19 protein-coding genes are annotated in these 18,557 nt (G+C 51.1%); 8 read left to right on the forward strand and 11 right to left on the reverse strand.

Features of this window, described 5'->3' with window-relative positions:
- Positions 1 to 50 precede the first annotated feature (50 nt).
- Positions 51 to 905: a beta-lactamase regulator AmpE gene (ampE, locus tag JK198_RS10105; RefSeq protein ID WP_212708368.1), complete on the reverse strand. Its 855-nt coding sequence runs from the start codon at positions 903 to 905 to the stop codon at positions 51 to 53.
- A 32-nt stretch (positions 906 to 937) separates the two neighbouring features.
- Positions 938 to 1,492, reverse strand: coding sequence for a 1,6-anhydro-N-acetylmuramyl-L-alanine amidase AmpD (gene ampD / locus JK198_RS10110; RefSeq protein WP_212708369.1), 555 nt, complete (start codon positions 1,490 to 1,492; stop codon positions 938 to 940).
- 204 nt (positions 1,493 to 1,696) lie between these two features.
- Here ampD and nadC point away from each other — a divergent pair, with 204 nt between their 5' ends.
- The 8 genes from nadC (at position 1,697) to yacG (ending at position 7,682) form a co-directional block, all read left to right on the forward strand.
- Positions 1,697 to 2,575 (forward strand): carboxylating nicotinate-nucleotide diphosphorylase, encoded by an 879-nt coding sequence (gene nadC / locus JK198_RS10115; protein WP_212708370.1) that lies wholly within the window; start codon positions 1,697 to 1,699, stop codon positions 2,573 to 2,575.
- Positions 2,576 to 2,741: 166 nt separating this feature from the next.
- On the forward strand, positions 2,742 to 3,188 hold the full coding sequence (gene ppdD / locus JK198_RS10120; RefSeq protein WP_212710487.1) for a prepilin peptidase-dependent pilin: 447 nt from the start codon (positions 2,742 to 2,744) through the stop codon (positions 3,186 to 3,188).
- Positions 3,185 to 4,567: a type II secretion system protein GspE gene (gene gspE, locus JK198_RS10125; protein ID WP_212709342.1), complete on the forward strand. Its 1,383-nt coding sequence runs from the start codon at positions 3,185 to 3,187 to the stop codon at positions 4,565 to 4,567. Before ppdD ends, gspE begins: the two co-directional genes overlap by 4 nt.
- Complete coding sequence (locus JK198_RS10130) at positions 4,560 to 5,039, forward strand: type II secretion system F family protein (protein WP_212709343.1); 480 nt, start codon at positions 4,560 to 4,562, stop codon at positions 5,037 to 5,039. The genes gspE and JK198_RS10130 overlap by 8 nt, the downstream gene beginning before the upstream one ends.
- 59 nt (positions 5,040 to 5,098) lie before the next feature.
- A complete protein-coding gene (locus JK198_RS10135) occupies positions 5,099 to 5,758 on the forward strand; it encodes a type II secretion system F family protein (RefSeq protein WP_212709344.1) in 660 nt (219 codons plus the stop codon).
- A gap of 365 nt (positions 5,759 to 6,123) precedes the next feature.
- Positions 6,124 to 6,741, forward strand: coding sequence for a dephospho-CoA kinase (coaE, locus tag JK198_RS10140; RefSeq protein ID WP_212709345.1), 618 nt, complete (start codon positions 6,124 to 6,126; stop codon positions 6,739 to 6,741).
- A complete protein-coding gene (zapD, locus tag JK198_RS10145) occupies positions 6,738 to 7,481 on the forward strand; it encodes a cell division protein ZapD (RefSeq protein ID WP_212709346.1) in 744 nt (247 codons plus the stop codon). The genes coaE and zapD overlap by 4 nt, the downstream gene beginning before the upstream one ends.
- 9 nt (positions 7,482 to 7,490) lie before the next feature.
- Positions 7,491 to 7,682: a DNA gyrase inhibitor YacG gene (gene yacG, locus JK198_RS10150; protein WP_212709347.1), complete on the forward strand. Its 192-nt coding sequence runs from the start codon at positions 7,491 to 7,493 to the stop codon at positions 7,680 to 7,682.
- Between the two features lie 56 nt (positions 7,683 to 7,738).
- On the opposite strand, the gene mutT is transcribed toward yacG, so the two are convergent.
- The 9 genes from mutT to murC form a co-directional block, all read right to left on the reverse strand.
- Positions 7,739 to 8,134, reverse strand: coding sequence for an 8-oxo-dGTP diphosphatase MutT (mutT, locus tag JK198_RS10155; protein ID WP_212709348.1), 396 nt, complete (start codon positions 8,132 to 8,134; stop codon positions 7,739 to 7,741).
- Between the two features lie 149 nt (positions 8,135 to 8,283).
- Positions 8,284 to 10,989, reverse strand: a complete 2,706-nt coding sequence (secA, locus tag JK198_RS10160; protein ID WP_212709349.1) for a preprotein translocase subunit SecA — start codon at positions 10,987 to 10,989, stop codon at positions 8,284 to 8,286.
- Positions 10,990 to 11,052: 63 nt separating this feature from the next.
- Positions 11,053 to 11,559 (reverse strand): secA translation cis-regulator SecM, encoded by a 507-nt coding sequence (secM, locus tag JK198_RS10165; protein ID WP_212709350.1) that lies wholly within the window; start codon positions 11,557 to 11,559, stop codon positions 11,053 to 11,055.
- Between the two features lie 253 nt (positions 11,560 to 11,812).
- Positions 11,813 to 12,730, reverse strand: a complete 918-nt coding sequence (gene lpxC, locus JK198_RS10170) for a UDP-3-O-acyl-N-acetylglucosamine deacetylase (RefSeq protein ID WP_212709351.1) — start codon at positions 12,728 to 12,730, stop codon at positions 11,813 to 11,815.
- Between the two features lie 100 nt (positions 12,731 to 12,830).
- A complete protein-coding gene (ftsZ, locus tag JK198_RS10175; RefSeq protein ID WP_212709352.1) occupies positions 12,831 to 13,985 on the reverse strand; it encodes a cell division protein FtsZ in 1,155 nt (384 codons plus the stop codon).
- Positions 13,986 to 14,056: 71 nt separating this feature from the next.
- Positions 14,057 to 15,313: a cell division protein FtsA gene (ftsA, locus tag JK198_RS10180; RefSeq protein ID WP_212709353.1), complete on the reverse strand. Its 1,257-nt coding sequence runs from the start codon at positions 15,311 to 15,313 to the stop codon at positions 14,057 to 14,059.
- Positions 15,310 to 16,149: a cell division protein FtsQ gene (ftsQ, locus tag JK198_RS10185; RefSeq protein WP_212709354.1), complete on the reverse strand. Its 840-nt coding sequence runs from the start codon at positions 16,147 to 16,149 to the stop codon at positions 15,310 to 15,312. Before ftsQ ends, ftsA begins: the two co-directional genes overlap by 4 nt.
- 1 nt (position 16,150) lies before the next feature.
- Positions 16,151 to 17,071, reverse strand: coding sequence for a D-alanine--D-alanine ligase (locus JK198_RS10190; protein WP_212709355.1), 921 nt, complete (start codon positions 17,069 to 17,071; stop codon positions 16,151 to 16,153).
- Entirely contained in the window at positions 17,064 to 18,539 is a 1,476-nt protein-coding gene (gene murC, locus JK198_RS10195) for a UDP-N-acetylmuramate--L-alanine ligase (protein ID WP_212709356.1), read from the reverse strand. Before murC ends, JK198_RS10190 begins: the two co-directional genes overlap by 8 nt.
- Positions 18,540 to 18,557 lie beyond the last annotated feature (18 nt).

Consider the following 18,557-nt stretch of genomic DNA (forward strand, 5'->3'; position numbering starts at 1 on the left):
GTAATACTTAGCGGGCCCGTTTTTTTTACTGGCTGACGGGGACAACACACTTATAACAATGCACCGCTAATAGTCAGCAGTGCCACCACCACCACCAGTACCAGTGTAATACGTTTCGCCAGCGCCACCGCCATACGCGGCTTTTCGACTTTATCGTTGCAGGGATCACGCTCCAGCGAAAACTGAGCAAGCTGTGTCAGTACCTGATAAGGTTTACGACGAAAATCAGTCAGAAACTTCAGCCATGCCGGTAACGCTTTTTCCCCGTGGCCCAGCAAAGCATAGGCCAGCCCCGCCAGGCGAACCGGAATCCAGTCTGCGATAAACAGCAGACGGTCGACTCCCGACTGTTCACGTTCAGCCGCCGTATGATGGGCCGCCAGCCATCCCTGCCAGGCACGTAAAAAAGCGTAACCTGCCAGAGTCACCGGTCCCCAGGGACCGCCGGCGACAAACCAGAACAAAGGAGCCAGGTAAAAACGGTAGTTAATCCACAGTAATGCATTCTGTAACTCGCGCAAATACACCCGCTGGTTCACGGTTTCCGGCAGACCATGTATCACACTTAACTCTTCTGCCATCGCCTGATGTGCGGCATTATCATCCGTACTGGCGGATTTCAGGTAAGCATGATAGTGCTGGCGGGTAATACCGGCGCCAATACACAATACGCCAACCAGCACCCACAGTACTAACGAAGCAACACCAAACAACAGCCCCTGCAAGCTGTGTACCACAACCAGTGTAATCAGCATCGCCAGAATCACCATGCCGCCGGTACGCACCAGCGAAAAATGGGTCTGGCCACGAAATACAGGTTTAAGGCGGTGTTCGAGCTGCCAGTGTTCGCCGAGCTTAAATAAACGCTCCCAGCCAAGTACCAGTAACAAAGTAAATAACGTCATGCTTTCCAGCCTTTATCTCATTGGGTTCCGGTTTACTTATTCGTCATAGCAAGCAGTTGTTGCCGGTAATATTGCCAGTCAAAAGCCTCTCCCGGGTCTGTCTTACGGCCCGGTGCAATATCACTGTGTCCGGTGATATGTTCACTTTTAATCGGATAGTACTTCATCAGTGTCCGTGTCAGCAGACAAAGGGCATGATACTGCTGTTCTGTATAAGGCAGAACATCCGTCCCTTCCAGCTCAATACCAATGGAGAAATCGTTACAATTGTCCTGCCCCTGATAAGACGATTGTCCGGCATGCCAGGCGCGTTTATCAAAAGCAACATACTGGACGATTTCCCCGTCACGGCGGATCAGACAATGGGCGGCCACCTTCAGGGCGGCAATTTCACTGAAATAAGGATCAGCCTGAGGATCAAGGCACCCCGTAAACAACTGATCAATCCACGGCCCGCCGAATTCCCCTGGCGGAAGACTGATATTATGTACCACCAACAGCCAGGGGCTGGTATCTTCCGGACGCAGGTTAAAATGTTCTGAAGGTACCTTTCTGGCCTCTGCCAGCCAGCCTGATTCTATTTTCATCTTCGCGCTGTTCTCCGCCAGGGTTCGAGAATATCATAAATACTGCCATGATATTGTTTCACGTCATTGGAGGCCAGTCATGGATGCTTATTGTGACGATTCATATGGTTACCAAATACTTAACTGGTTACGCTATTCAACTGGCAGCGCGGCAGACACCGGGCTACAGTATTTATTCCTGTGACTAAAGGAGCAAACTTCCTTATGCCGATAAGCCATTACGCTGCAGAGCACAGCCATCAGCTGTTACTCGAACGAATCAAAACCGAAATTCCCGAATACGTAAAACAGGCACTGAAAGATACCCGCCCCAGCCGTCTGATCCCAAAACACAGGCAGGGTCAGGCGATAATCAGTTGCGGGGAAGACGGTATTTTCTGTGGCAAAGCATGGGTCGATGAACTTTTTAGTCAGCTGGATCCCGGCATTAACGTACAGTGGCAGGTAAATGATGCGGACAATATCCGCACCGGTCAGACACTGGCTACAGTCAGTGGCCCTGCGGCTGTACTGCTGAGTGCAGAAAGTACCCTGTTACGTTTTTTAAAGACCTTATCCGGCGCGGCAACCCATATAGCGCACTGTATCAGCCTGTTATCGGGCGACGTGACACGCTTTATCGATACTCTCAGCAATATCAGCGGGACCGATAGCCTGAAATATGCGTTGCTGACCGGCGCCGGACAATCGAAACGGCTGGATTTTTGCGATACGATCCCACTGAAAGAGAACCATATCATTGCCTGTGGATCAGTCTCTGAGGCGATAGAAAATGCCCGCTGGATAGACCCCGATCGGCCAGTTGAGATTGAAGTCACTTCCGGTGAGCAACTGGCAGAGGCTATCCGCGCCGGGGCAAACATTATCCTGCTGCGCAATTTCACCCGGGGCGACACCCTTGATGCTATTACGGCCGTCCGGCAGAGTGCCGTACAAATACTCCTCGAAGCCGGGGGGAATATTTCACCGGATCAGCTGCAGGAACTAAGCCTGACGGGTATCGATTACATTTCTGCAGATTCACTGATCCGCCATTATCGCCCGCTGGATATCTCCCTGCAATTTATCGCCACTGCCGGCTAAACGGCGCGAATAACGGGGACTTTTTCTGAAGCTGTCCCCTATAGATTTTAAACTCAATGCAACACAAGCCGGTTAACCCTGAGCCATCCCCGGTACTGTTATTTTCGCTGCCCGGCACTGAGTATCTCTGAGTTACTCTCCTTTTCCCGTCCATAAGGAGAGCCGCATGTATAACCAGCAAGGATTTACCCTGATCGAGCTGATGATTGTTATTGCGATTATCGCCATCCTCAGTGCTATCGGTCTGCCCGCTTACCAGAATTACCTGCAGAAAGCAGCAATCACCGATATGTTGCAACTGATGATGCCCTACAAAACGGCCATTGAATTATGCAGTATGGAAAAAGGGACTGTGCAGGGGTGCAATGCCGAAAGCTACGGCATTCCGGGCGTTAAGGGGTCCCGTTATGCTGAAAAAGTACAAATCAGCGATGGGCAAATGACACTGCGGGGGCTGGAAACCCTTAGCGGGTTAACCGTCAGACTTTTCCCCCAATGGGATCCTCAGTCAGGCGATTTCCGGTGGCAAAAAAAATGCCAGAGCGAAAACAGCCTGCTACTTAATAACTGTAAGTCACAGTTCCGGTTTGATGATCAGCAGGAGGGACTATGATCTCCCTGCCACTGGAAGTTCTCTGCCGCCAGCTGCCTGCCTGCATTATCTCTTATGACACAAAATATCTGAGGCTCGCGGTCGTTACCCCTCCGCCGCCCGATATTACTGATGCCTTACGCTTTGCCAGCCAGCGCCAGATCGAATTCGAATACTGGCCGCAGGCCCGTATCGAAAGTCAGCGCAGGCAACAATCGTCACATTCATTGTCGTTAGCTGAACCTGAACCGCAGACAGTACCGCTGATCGCTGAACAGTTATTATCCCGCGCAATTCAGCAACGGGCATCAGATATACATCTGGAATCGACCCCGCTGGGGCCGGTAATAAGGTTACGGATAGACGGTTTACTGCATCCTACTCCGCTGACGGCCAGTTGCACGGCAGAGGCGCTGGTTGCACGGTTTAAAGTACTGGCCGGGCTGGATATTGCCGAAACCAGGCTCCCGCAGGATGGTCAGCTGAGCCTGACTCTGGACGGTGAAAACCACAGTTTCCGCCTTTCGACACTGGCGACCCGCTGTGGTGAAAAACTGGTTATCAGACGTCTGCGCTCAGTCAAACAAGCTCTGGCCCCGGCACAGCTTGGTTTTGATAAAGATGACTTACAACAGGTGCTTACTATTCTCCGCCAGCCTCAGGGAATGATTCTGGTGACCGGCCCGACCGGCAGCGGTAAAACCTTCACGCTATATAGTCTGCTGAGCCAGCTGAATACCCCGGATAAAAACCTCTCTACGGTTGAAGATCCCATCGAGATACCGCTGGAAGGCGTGAACCAGACACAGCTCAACAGTAAAGCCGGACTCGATTTTTCCCTTATCCTGCGGGCTTTACTCCGCCAGGATCCGGATGTGATTATGATCGGAGAAATACGGGATAACGACACGGCAGATATTGCGGTAAAGGCCGCCCAGACCGGACATCTGGTCCTTTCAACCCTGCACACCAATTCTACCGGAGAGACGCTGATACGCCTCCGGCAGATGGGTATCGCCGGTTACCTGCTGGCCGCATCACTCCGGCTGGTCATTGCACAGCGGCTGGTACGAAAACTCTGTACTCACTGCCGTCATCCGGCCGGAACGGAGATCAGGCTCCCCGCTTCTGTCCGGAAATCCCCTTTAGGGCACTGGCTGGCCGACGGATGCGACCACTGCTTTTCCGGCTATTACGGGCGTATCGCACTGTTTGAAATACTGCCGGTCTGTGGTGCATTACACCAGGCGATAGCCAGTGATGCCTCTCCGGAGACATTGCGTGAAATCGCCTGCCGTCAGGGAGGCCGATCATTATTCAGCACCGGTATCAATGCGGTCGAAAAAGGGATCACTTCATGGTCCGAAATATTACGGGTGATCGGGGGCAATCGTGAGTAACTATGCTTTGTTTTACTGGCAAGCCGTAAACAGTAAAGGGCAGCCTTGTGAGGGGTACAGGCTGGTGAGACACCGTCATCAGTTATCCCGTATACTGAACGATGATGGCCTGGTCCCCGTCAGAATCACAAAAAAAAAGTTCTGTCCGCCCGGTTACTGGCGATGCGAGCAAAGAATACTGATTTTCAGCCAAATCAGTATCCTGCTACAGGCCGGCCTGCCGCTGGCCGACGGGCTGGGACTGCTGGCAGAAGGCCACCCGCAAAAAGCCTGGCAGGCGTTACTGATACAGTTACAGCAGCAGATACTGTCCGGCGTTACCTTTTCGGCCGCTTTGCGCTGCTGGCCGGAAATATTTCCCCTGTTATGTATCTCGCTGGTGTATGCCGGTGAACAAACAGGTCACCTGGAACAATGTTGTAGACAGCTGGCAGAACAGCAACAACGTGAAATGAAGTTAAAAAAAAACTGACCAAAGCCCTGCGCTATCCACTATTTATTCTGCTGCTGACATGCCTGATCAGTACCGCGATGCTGCTATGGGTTCTGCCGGAGTTTGCAGCCATTTATCGCTCATCAGATACTCCCCTGCCCGCATTTACCCGTCAGCTGATTAATCTGTCAGATTTCCTGTTATCGGTAGCTCCGGCAGTGCTGGTGCTCACTGTGATACTGACAGCGTTCTGGCGAACCGCGAGAAAACACTTTCCTGACTGGATAGTCACTGAACAGCGCCTGCTGCTGAAAGTCCCTCTCGCGGGTTGCCTGTGGCAGGCTGCGGTACTGGCCCGGATATTCAGCGTACTGGCTCTGACCCAGCGGGCAGGACTCCCGTTACGTGAAGGCCTGACAATTACGCAAAATCTTCACGGCCGGGGTTTATGGCAGCAGGCTCTCTGTGCACTGCAGCAACATATTGAGCAAGGACAACCTCTGTCATCCGGCCTTCGGCTGCGGAACGAATTTCCACAGTTATGTTACTTACTGACACGGCTCGGAGAACAGACCGGTGCATCAGATATACTGTTTGTCCGGCTGGCGGACTGGTTCGAAAATATTGTCCGACAAAAAGCGGGCAGCCTGGCAGCCTCAGTAGAGCCAGTCATGTTGATTATTACCGCAATCATTACCGGGAGCATTGTGATTGCTATGTATCTGCCAATGTTCAGCCTCGGTGATGCGCTATTTTGATACGCTCCCCGCCCTGAAGGCCAGCGGGTACGGCAGCCATGCAGTCCGGGGGCCCGGAGATAAAAGCCAGCACAGGTTCTGACTGAGAGCAGTTCTGTCGTGTCGAACACGTCGGCCAGATAAGAACACCGGTCAGTCCCGGCGTAATATCTCCGTCAATACACAGGTTCGGGTCTGCTGCTATGATCAGACACCTTGTATTCGCTGGTCAGGCCGCAGCCCGCAATAAAGCAACAACAAGACTGCGTTTTTAGTTTTTATTGCGCTACAATTTGCCCGTCAGACAGAGATAATTACGCCCAGTCAGCCAGTCAATAATCTCTGCTGATTACCGTCACTCCGCTTACTGTCAGGATATATGTGATATGCCCTATGTTGTTGCGCTCACCGGGGGGATCGGTAGCGGTAAGACCACAATTGCAGAGATGTTTGCCCGTTGCGGGGTAAAAGTTATTGATGCCGATATAGTCTCCCGTCAGGTTGTACAAGCCGGTACTCCGGCCCTCAAAAAAATTCATCAGTACTTTGGCGACAGGGTCTTATTAGCCGATGGCGGGCTGAACCGCAGCTGGCTGAGACAGCAGATATTTGCTGACGCCGAAAGTAAAAACTGGCTGAACAATCTGCTGCATCCGCTGATCCAGCAACGGACACAACAATTAATTGACCAAATTGCCGATGACTGGTGCCTGTGGGTCGTGCCATTACTGGCCGAAAACCGGCTGCATAACCGCGCCGATCGGGTTCTGGTGGTTGATGTTGATGAAGAAACTCAGGTCCGGCGTACAATGGCCAGAGATAATATTACCCGTCAGCAGGCAGCTGATATTCTGGCGGCCCAGGCCAGCCGGCAATCCCGGTTAGAGATTGCCGATGATGTGATTGATAATTCAGGCTCTCCTGCCGAACAACAGCAAAAGGTGGCCATGTTGTATCAGCGCTATCAGTCACTGGCATCCGCAAAAAAAGGATCTGTACCATGAGCAGTGTTGTTTTGTTTGAATATCCGTTAAACGAAAAAATGCGCACCTGGCTGAGAATTGAATACCTGTTACAACAGTTAACCGGCAGTATGCCGGTCAGCAGTCCGGTCTCTGCATTGAGTTTTTTTCGGGGCATCGCTGACTTACTGGATATCTTCGACCGCGGAGATATGCGGGCAGATTTGGTGAAAGAACTGGACAGGCAACAGCACAAGCTACAGAGCTGGCTGAATGTCAGCGGAGTGGATACGGCCAGAGTCACAGAATTACAGCAGAAACTGAAAAGTCAGTCAGTGCAGCTACTGACTGCACCGCGTATGGGTCAGCAACTCAGAGAAGATCGTTTTATCAGCCAGGTTCGCCAGCGTCTGAGTATCCCCGGCGGATGTTGCAGCTTTGACCTGCCGGCCCTTCATATATGGTTAAACCTGCCGGACAATGAACGTCAGGAGCAGACCGAAGAATGGTACGACACTCTGCGGCCATTACAGGAAAGTTTAACCTCAGTGTTGGAATTGATCCGTCAGTCTGGTAGTTTTCAGCCACAAATAAGCCTGAATGGTTTCTTTCAGGATACGGCCGAAGATGCCGACCTGTTACGGCTAACGCTGGATAGCGCTGTCACATTGTATCCGCAAATCTCCGGCCATAAAAATCGCTATGCCATCCGTTTTTTGCCGATGGATACCGGGGAGAGCGAGATCCCCTCGCGATTATCGTTTGAACTCGCATGTTGTTAAGAGGAATGTATGCAGGAAGAGATTACCACGGTTCAGTGCCCACAATGCCGTAAAGACGTCATCTGGGATCAACTCAGTCCGTGGCGGCCGTTTTGCTCAAAGCGCTGCCAGATGATCGATTTGGGAGAATGGGCTGCCGAAGAAAAACGGATCCCGGCAGACGATAAACTTTCTGAAGATGAAGAGTGGAGCGGCGAATAATCCGCAACAGACTGAATGCTCAGCGGCAATAGAATGACCTATTGCCGGTCCCTGTTTTACAGCTGCCCTGTTACCAGTTTTTCGACCAGCCGATGGTTTGCCGGCGGAAATTCTTCGGCACATAAATCCTGTGGCTGTACCCAGCGCTGCGGCTGACCTTCTTTACCCCACGGCTCGCCCTGCCACTGATCAACAATAAAGAAATAGAGTGTGACCCGCACATCATCGTAAGTGTGATCGGCACTGCCTGCCGGCTGAGCTGAAACGACCTCAATGCCGGTTTCTTCCATCAGCTCGCGCCTCAGTGCCTGCTCAGCCGTTTCTCCCTGCTCAAGCTTTCCACCGGGAAATTCCCATTTGTTCGCCATATGAGAAGTTGATGAGCGTTGTGCCAGAAAAATACCACGCACCGGATCACGGATAATCCCCACCGCTACCTGAAGATGTTTCATTAATTACCCTTTTTGATTCACTCTGCAGTGTTGCTATTACAAGGTTTAACTGCAACAGCCCCTTCTGACAGCCACTAAAAAGGTCCATGTTGCCATGGACCTTGTGTTTATTTCCTGAGAACCCGGCCACAAGGCCGGGTCGCTGACACTCAGGCAATACGGCCGTGACATTGCTTATACTTTTTGCCGGACCCGCACGGGCAGGGATCATTACGCCCGACTTTACGTTCACCGCCCTGCGCTGCTAACTCTTCAGCGGCTTCGGTTTCAGAATCCACATGGCTTAGCTGTTGCTGACTGGCTAAGCGTTCCGCTTCTTCGCGACGTTGCTGCTCCAGGGCTTCAATTTCTTCCGGCATACGTACCTGAACTTTGCTCAGAGTACTAATCACTTCATACTTCAGTGATTCCAGCATATTGGCAAACATAGCGAAAGATTCGCGTTTATACTCCTGCTTAGGATCTTTCTGTGCATAACCACGTAAATGGATCCCCTGACGCAGATAGTCCATGGCCGCCAGATGTTCTTTCCACAATGAGTCCAGAGTCTGAAGCATGACGCCTTTTTCGAAGTTACGCATCATCTCGGTGCCAACGACAGTTTCTTTTTCATTGTAGTTTTCCAGAGCACGCTGCATGATCCGCTCACGTAAGGTTTCTTCATGCAGTTCAGGCTCTTTATCCAGCCATTCTGCAATCGGTAAATCCAGATCGAAATCATTACGTAACCGTTCTTCCAGCCCCGGTACATCCCACATTTCTTCCAGAGACTGTGGCGGGATATAACTGTCAATGGTCGCGGCCATGACATCATCACGTATCCCACTGATAGTTTCGCTCACATCAGAGACGTCCAGCAGTTCGTTACGCTGTGTATAGATAGCACGGCGCTGATCACTTGCAACGTCATCGTACTCCAGCAACTGTTTACGGATATCAAAGTTACGGCTTTCAACTTTACGCTGTGCGTTTGCTATTGCCTTGGTTACCCACGGATGCTCAATCGCTTCGCCTGGTTTCATTCCCAGTTTACGCATCATGCCCGACACACGGTCTGATGCAAAAATACGCATCAGGGCATCTTCCATCGACAGGTAGAAACGAGAAGACCCTTTATCCCCCTGACGACCGGCACGTCCACGCAACTGGTTATCAATACGGCGTGATTCATGACGTTCAGTACCGATAATATGTAAACCACCGGATTCCAGTACTGCATCGTGACGTTTTTGCCACTCAGCTTTAATAGCACTGATTTCTTCTTCATCCGGATTCTGACGGGCTTCAACTTCCGCATGCCAGCTGCCACCCAGCATAATATCGGTACCACGACCGGCCATGTTGGTAGCAATCGTCACCGCACCAGGCTGACCGGCCTGGGCAATAATATCCGCTTCACTGGCATGGAACTTCGCATTCAGTACATTATGCCTGATACCTGCTTTCGCCAGTTCACTGGAGACCACTTCAGATTTTTCGATGGAGATTGTCCCCACCAGTACCGGCTGACCGTTCGCCGTACGCTCGCGGATATCTTCGATAATAGCATCGATTTTTTCTTTCTCGGTCATATAGACCAGGTCAGGGAGATCTTTACGCACCATCGGACGATTAGTCGGCAGAACGATCGTATCCAGTTTGTAGATTGAACTGAATTCAAAGGCTTCAGTATCCGCAGTCCCGGTCATACCGGCCAGTTTCTCGTACAAGCGGAAATAGTTCTGGAAAGTAATTGAAGCCAGAGTCTGGTTTTCGTTCTGGATGTCAACCCCTTCTTTGGCTTCTACTGCCTGATGCAGACCATCAGACCAGCGACGGCCCTGCATAGTGCGTCCCGTGTGCTCATCGACGATAACAACTTCACCGTCTTTCACAATATAATCAACGTCACGGGTAAACAGAGCGTGGGCACGCAGTGCTGCGGTCACGTGGTGCATCAGCATAATGTTAGTCGGTGAATATACAGACTCACCTTCTTCCATAATTCCCTGACTGACCAGCAGTTGTTCAATTTTTACCAGTCCGCGTTCCGTCAGATGAACCTGCCGCGATTTTTCGTCTACCGAGAAATCACCTTCTCCCTGGAACGTATCGGAGTCTTCTTTCTCCTGACGTACCAGATGCGGGATCACTTTATTGACCTTGATATACAGCTCTGAGCTGTCTTCGGCAGGACCGGAAATAATCAGCGGCGTACGGGCTTCATCGATCAGAATGGAGTCAACTTCATCCACCAGCGCATAATGCAGCTTACGCTGCACACGCTCTTCAGGGCTGAATGCCATATTGTCACGCAGATAGTCGAAGCCATATTCATTGTTAGTACCGTAAGTAATGTCGGCACCATAAGCTTCACGTTTCGCCGGGGCAGGCATACCCGGCAGGTTGATACCCACAGTCAGTCCGAGATATTCGAATAGCGGACGGTTATTTTCCGCATCACGCTGGGCCAGATAGTCATTGACCGTAACAACGTGTACACCTTTCCCTGACAGGGCATTCAGATAAGCGGGCAGGGTTGCCGTCAGGGTTTTACCCTCACCGGTACGCATCTCTGCAATACAACGCTCATTAAGGACCATACCGCCCATTAACTGCACATCGAAGTGACGCATGTTAAAAATCCGGCGGCTGGCTTCACGTACGGTGGCAAAAGCCTCCGGAATCAGGCTTTCTAAAGCTTCACCTTTTTCCAGTCGTTCACGGAACTCAACTGTTTTTGCTTTTAATTGTTCATCCGAGAGAGCGGTGAACTCAGGTTCCATTTTATTAATAATATCAACCGTCTTACGCATGCGGCGTAAAGTACGATCATTACTGCTACCGAAAATTTTTGTTAATAATTTCATGACCATTTTTATAATCTCAATTCAGCAATTTGGGCTGCAAAAAATCAGGGAATCAACGAATATCAGGGTTCAGACGCTAACAGGCCCGGCCCGGATACCCTGAACGCCCGCCAGCCAAAGGCCGCTATTAAAAACAGCAAGCTTACCGGTATAGATCAACGTCCGCCCGGGGGAAGGACTGACGGCTGGTCGCCCGTTAGTCAGTAATGCATGCAGCGATTGTAATACCGCGATTTTTTGAACTGTCAGCGGCAGTAATTGCTGCTGAGCTTCGGGCTGAAGCTGCGGTAAAGAAAAAGACAGGTGGCGTATCACCACTCTGATGGCATGCTGATGCCAGTAGTCAACACTCAGCCCCGGACGGCGCACCGTATCGCGAATACGAAGCAGGTTCTCAAACCGGGCGGCATGACCAATGAATAATGTATTGGCAGGGACATCGGTACCGTTACCAGACTCAACCACCTGAGCATTTGCTACCGGCAAGCCAAGACTCGCCGCGACCATCCCCAGAAGGAGATGCGGCCAGAAATAACGCATGCCAAGTTGTCGCCAACGTGCAAAAATTCCGATCACTGTCTGTCCATTGAAAACTGATACCTGCATTTCCGGGGGTACATTCAGCTATCCCTGCGAAAGCCGGCCGGATATGTCATCTGATAGAGAAGAGATAGTAACACTAATGGTGGTTTTCAACATCAGAGAATAAGAAACGGGGGCAGAAATCAGGTGTTTATGATGTTTTTTTCAGCGAAACAGAGAGGTAAAAAAAACAGCAGGCTTACTGACCGGAGAGAGTATCAGTAATACCTGCTGTTATCAGAGGCTATCAGGCCAGAACCAGATTCGGTGCCTGGAAGGCCTGTGGCAATTCTTTGTCATCTTCGAAGGTCGCCCATTCCCAGGCTTCCTGTTTTGCCAGTACTGCCTGCAGTAACTTATTATTCAGAGCATGGCCGGATTTATAAGCGCTGAAAGCGCCAATCACATTATGGCCACACATAAATAAGTCACCGATAGCATCCAGCATTTTGTGACGTACAAACTCGTCTTCAAAACGCAGACCTTCTTCGTTCAGGACACGAAATTCATCAAGGCCAATCGCACAGTCAAGACTTCCGCCCAGGCACAGGCCACGAGACTGCAGATACTCAATTTCATGCATAAAACCGAAGGTACGGGCACGGCTAATCTGGCGAACAAACGCATCGGCGGAAAAGTTCAGCTGATAACGTTGTGAACTTGAATCAATCGCCGGGTGTTTAAAATCGATAGTAAAGTCGAGAGAGAAACCATTATAAGGAGTCAGCTCTGCCCATTTATCACCGTCTTCAACACGAACCGCTTGTTTAATACGAACAAATTTCTTAGCACTGTTCAGTTCCTCTACCCCTGCATCCAGCAGAAGGTAAACAAACGGCGCAGCACTGCCATCCATAATCGGGATTTCCGGCGCATCGACTTCAACAATAATGTTATCGATACCCAGTCCGGCCAGCGCTGAGTTTAAATGCTCAACGGTTGAAATACGCACCCCTTCATCGTTAACCAGGCAGGTGCTCAGCATGGTATCGCGCACGTATTTTGCATCAGCCGGGAAATCTACCGGTGGATTCAAGTCAGTGCGACGATAGATGACCCCGGTGTTGGCCGGCGCAGGGCGCAGTGTCAGGCTGACTTTCTTACCGGTATGTAAACCGATACCTGTCGCCTGAACAATACGTTTTAATGTCCTTTGTTTGATCATCGTATTAATCTCGCAATATTACTTTTGTTCGTGACTATACACTACTTAATGGCCGCCATTTTAGCACAAAGAGCGAGCAAGGCCAAATATCGGTATATTCTTAGTCAGCCTGCTTGCGTAAAAATGCCGGAATATCCAGATAGTCAGGTTCTTTATTCGCCTGGCCTGCCGGGTCATTAACCACTTTCGCCGCCGGTTTCTGCTCCTGAGGTAACGGAGTCATACCGTGCTGCTGATAACGATGATCCATCACTGGCTGGCTGGCCGTTTTATTGGTCACCAGAGTGATTTCAGGACGTTTGTCCATACCAATACCGGTTGCTACCACAGTCACGCGCAGTTCGTCGTTCATTTCCGGGTCCAGAGACGTACCGATAACCACGGTCGCATTGTCTGAAGCGAAAGCACGGATAGTATTACCCACCGTCTCAAACTCATCCAGACGCAGGTCAAAGCCGGCAGTGATGTTAACCAGTACTCCGCGGGCACCGGACAGATCGATATCTTCCAGCAGCGGGCTGGAAATTGCCATTTCAGCGGCTTCTTCCGCACGGTCTTCACCACAGGCAACACCTGAGCCCATCATGGCGTACCCCATCTCTGACATCACGGTACGTACGTCTGCAAAGTCGACGTTCATCAGACCCGGACGGGTAATCAGTTCAGCAATACCCTGAACCGCACCTTTTAATACATCATTCGCCGCGCCAAAAGCATCCAGTAATGAAATACCACGCCCCAGCACTTTCAGCAGCTTATCATTCGGGATAGTAATTAATGAATCCACATGCTTGGAAAGTTCAGCAATTCCCTGCTCGGCAAAAGCCATACGCTTTTTGCCTTCAAAGTTAAACGGTTTAGTGACCACCGCTACCGTCAGAATACCCAGGTCTTTAGCCACTTCAGCCACAACCGGGGCGGCACCGGTACCAGTACCACCACCCATACCGGCGGCGATAAATACCATATCAGCGCCATCCAGGGCCGCACGCAGTGCTTCCCTGTCTTCTTCGGCTGAATTACGGCCGACTTCAGGGTTAGCACCGGCCCCCAGACCTTTGGTAATGTTATTACCAATCTGGATAGTCTGGCCAACAGCCGTTTTACGCAACGCCTGAGCATCGGTATTTACCGCAAAGAATTCAACACCTTCGATACGCTCACGTACCATGTGTTCTACGGCATTACCGCCGCCACCGCCAACGCCGATGACTTTTATCACCGCATCGTTGGTTAATTCCATAGGTTCAAACATGATTTCTCTCCGTTATGTGCCTGTCGCCTGGAGACCATAAATGCTGTTAGCATGATCTCCTTTAGTAAAAATTAAAACTCTTTTTTCAGCCAGCTGTTGATTCGTTTAAACCAGCCGCCGACCGATGCTCTTTTTTCGTTATCGCCCTCACCCCCCATGTGCGATTCCTTACCGTAATGCAACAAGCCCACGGCTGTTGAATAGTAAGGTTCCTGCGCATAGTCAGTCAGACCGGTAATATTCAATGGCTGGCCAATACGCACCTGGGTATGGAATACCCGTTGTGCACAGGCGGCAAGACCTTCTATCTGCCCTGCCCCGCCGGTTAACACAATACCGGCCGCCAGATGATGCTTCACTCCCTGCTGACGTAACTGTTCCTGTAATTCAAGGATTTCGTCGTTCACCAGGTTTAACAATTCCGTGTAACGTGGTTCGATAACTTCTGCCAGAGTCTGACGTTGCAGACTGCGTGGCGGACGTCCGCCAACGCTCGGCACTTCGACATTTTCGTCTTTGCCAACCATCGAACCTAACGCGCAGCCATGACGGACTTTAATCGCTTCAGCATCTGTCGGCGGTGTACCGAAAGCATAGGCAATATCACTGGTGACCACGTTCCCCGCATAAGGGATAACTTTGGTATGACGCAAAGCGCCACCGGTGTATACCGCCATATCCATTGTACCACCACCAATATCAACCACACAGACACCCAGCTCGCGCTCATCTTCGGTTAATACCGCATAGCTGGATGCCAGTCCGGCAAAAATCAGCTGGTCAACTTTCAGTCCGCAGCGTTCCACGGCTTTGACAATGTTTTTCGCCATATCGTTATGACAAGTGATCAGGTGCACTTTCGCCTGCATTCTGACCCCCGATAATCCTACCGGGTTTTTAATCCCTTCCTGATAATCGATGGCGTATTCCTGAGGAATAACATGCAGAATACGATGTTCATCACGGACACGCACGGATTTCGCCGTATGCACCACATTCTCAACATCATCCTGGGTTACTTCCTCTTCTGAAATCGGAACCATCCCGATTTCGTTCTGACAGCTAATATGTTTACCGGAAAGTGCCAGGTAAACTGACGATATCTGACAGTCCGCCATCAGTTCAGCCTGGTCAATGGCCCGCTGAACACACTTCACTACCGACTCAAGGTCGTTCACTCCGCCTTTATCCATCCCGCGGGACGGGCAGCTGCCTACCCCGATAATGTTTACCATACCATCGGGCAGAATCTCCCCAACAAGGGCAGCAACCTTAGCGGTGCCGATTTCAAGTCCTACTACAAGTTTTCTGTCCGTTGCCTTGATCATTGTTGTTCAGCCTGTGCCTGCTTGTGTTGCTGATTACTGTTTTGTGGATCGACCGGGGCGGCCACCCAACCAACAGCCGCACCGGACTCATAGCGCAAGTCCACATAACCTATCCGTTTGTTCTCTGCCTGTGCCTGCCGGAGCAGTACCGGGTCGAGGTCAATAAAGCGCTGAAGGCGCTTCATTGTTTCATCACGTCCCAGTTCGATTTTCATATCGTCGCTGGTCACCAGTTGCCATGAACGCCTTGCTGTCATGGATGCGGCTTTCAGGGTAATTTTTGATGGCTTTAACATATCACTCATCTGATAGAATCCGGCCATCACTTCTTTCTCACTGCCTTCAGGCCCATACAACATCGGCATGGACTGCTGCCCGGCCTGGTTCACCGGTAAACTGAAAGAAACACCGTCCGCATCAACAACATTCTGATCATTCCAGCGGGCTACGGGAACATATTCAACCAGATGAATCTTTAATTCATCAGGCCACTGTTTACGTACACTTACCTGTTTTATCCAGGGAAGCCGCTCTATCTGTTGCTGTATCACATCAACATTTTGCGACATAAAAGTGCCGGGCGGCCCGAGGGACAAAATGGCCTGGCGAATATCATCATGGGTGGTGTAACGGGTTTCGCCGGTCACTACCAGTTTTGATAGTGGTAAGCGGGACGCATCATCCATCCATTTCAGTACCATCACTCCGCCCAGTACCATGGTACCGACAACCAGTAATAAGAAGATCATTCCGAACAGGCGCGATCCATTACTACGTCCGGATCCCATACGATCCTGTGGTTCCCGGTTCCGTGTATTTAAAGCCGCCTGAGACATATCAGTCTGTTAACTCCAGAATAGTGGTCACCAACTGCGAAAAATCGATACCTGCCTGCTTAGCCGCCATCGGCACCAGACTATGGCTGGTCATACCAGGCGATGTGTTAACCTCTAACAGCTGAAAATGACCTTCAGCATCCATCATTACATCGACACGGCCCCATCCACGACAGCCTAAAGAGTGCCATGCCGCCATCACTAATTCATTCAGTAAATTCTGTTGTTGCTCATCTAATCCTGACGGGCAAAAATATTCTGTGTCATCAGCAAGATACTTTGCATTGTAGTCGTAAAATTCTGTTTTAGCCTGAATTCGTATCGAAGGCAGAACTTTATCGCCAACAATTGCAACCGTATACTCAGCACCGCTGAGAAAAGCTTCCACCAGAACATCGTTATCGTATTGAAACGCCAGTGCTAATGCATCCATCAGCTCATCCGGATGATTCACCCGGCTAATACCGACGCTGGAGCCTTCGTTACCAGGTTTTACAAATAACGGCAGCCCGAGTGCAGCGATCTGTTCACTGACGGCGTTATCCAGACCTGCGGTCAGCTGCTGACGGGTCAGCCATACGAAACGGCTGGTCGGTAATCCGGCCCCCTGCCATAACAGCTTACAACGCACTTTATCCATAGTGATGGCCGAAGCCATCACCCCGCTCCCGGTATAAGGCAGCCCTGTAAAGTCCAGTATTGCCTGCAGGGTACCATCTTCACCGCCACGGCCATGCAACGCAATAAATGCTCTGGTGAACCCCTGCTGCCTGAGTTCAAGTACCGAATGATCACGGGTATCAATGCCGGCGGCATCCAGTCCGGCAGCCCGTAATCCGGCCAGCACCGCACGTCCGGAATCCAGTGACACTTCACGTTCGGCGGAAGTACCGCCCATCAGAACAGCAATTTTCTCAGTCATGCTGCTGCTCCGCCCGGTCAGTGTGTTGCAATTTATGATCGGCAAGGGTACGGGCAATACGTCCGACTGTCCCGGCCCCCTGGGCCAGAATAAGATCATTTCCGCTCAGTACCGGAGCCAGCATCTCGGACAGCATTTCGTTATCGGCCACCAGGATAGGGTCGACCTTGCCACGGTTACGGATAGAGCGGCACAGCGCCCGGCTGTCGGCACCGGCAATCGGTGTTTCACCGGCCGGGTAAACATCCAGCATCAGCAGTGCATCGGCCTGACACAGAACATTGGCGAAATCATCAAACAGATCGCGGGTACGGGTATAGCGGTGAGGCTGGAAGATCATCACCAGCTTTTTATCCGGCCATCCGGCACGTGCCGCCTTGATGGTGGCATCCACTTCTGTCGGATGGTGACCATAATCATCGACCAGCATAGCGCTCCCCGGCAGACCATTTACCGGCTCTGTCGGGTATTCCCCCAGCAGATCAAAACGCCGTCCGGTGCCCTGAAAACTTTCTAATGCCGCCAGAATATCAGCATCATCAATACCTTCTTCGCTGGCAACACTGACTGCTGCAGCTGCATTCAGCGCATTATGCCGGCCGGGTGCATTCAGGGTGACATTCAGCACCGGTTTATCCTGGCGGATGACGCGGAAATGCCCCTGCGCTCCGTGCTGCTGATAATCTTCGATCCTGACATCAGCATCTTCACTGAATCCGTAAGTCGTAATCTGCCGCCCGATACGTGGTATCAGTTCGCGGATCACCGGATCGTCCACACAGAGCACCGCCCGACCATAGAACGGCAGGTTATGCAGAAAATTAACGAACGTCTGTTTCAGGTTCTCAAAATCCCCCTGATAAGTGTCCATATGGTCTGCTTCAATATTGGTCACAATCGCAACCATCGGCTGCAAATGTAAAAATGAGGCATCACTTTCATCGGCTTCTGCAATCAGGTAACGGCTGCTGCCTAAACGTGCATGAGTACCGGCTGCTTTTACCAGTCCGCCATTCACGAAAGTCGGATCAAGACCACCTTCGGCATAGATACTGGAAACCATGGCCGTCGTGGTAGTTTTGCCGTGGGTACCGGCAACCGCAATACCGTGACGGAAGCGCATCAGTTCGGCCAGCATCTCTGCGCGGCGGATCACCGGAATCCGGGCTTCACGGGCCGCCACCAGTTCCGGGTTATCCTGCGAAATGGCACTGGATACCACCACTACACTGGCATCGATCACATTTTCCGGACGATGATTAAAATAGAGGGTTGCACCCAAAGCGCTCAGATGCTGAGTGACCGGATTTGGCGCCAGATCAGAACCACTGATCTGATAACCTTCATTGGCTAACACTTCAGCAATACCGCCCATGCCGGCACCACCGATACCGACAAAATGGATATGCCTGACCCGACGCATTTCAGGCACAACAGAGCGAAGTTTTGCTAATTGCTGAGTATTCATTTATTCACACTACCTGTT

Origin of the sequence: Tatumella sp. JGM91 (assembly GCF_018257575.1) — a bacterium.
Classification (GTDB): domain Bacteria; phylum Pseudomonadota; class Gammaproteobacteria; order Enterobacterales; family Enterobacteriaceae; genus Tatumella; species Tatumella punctata.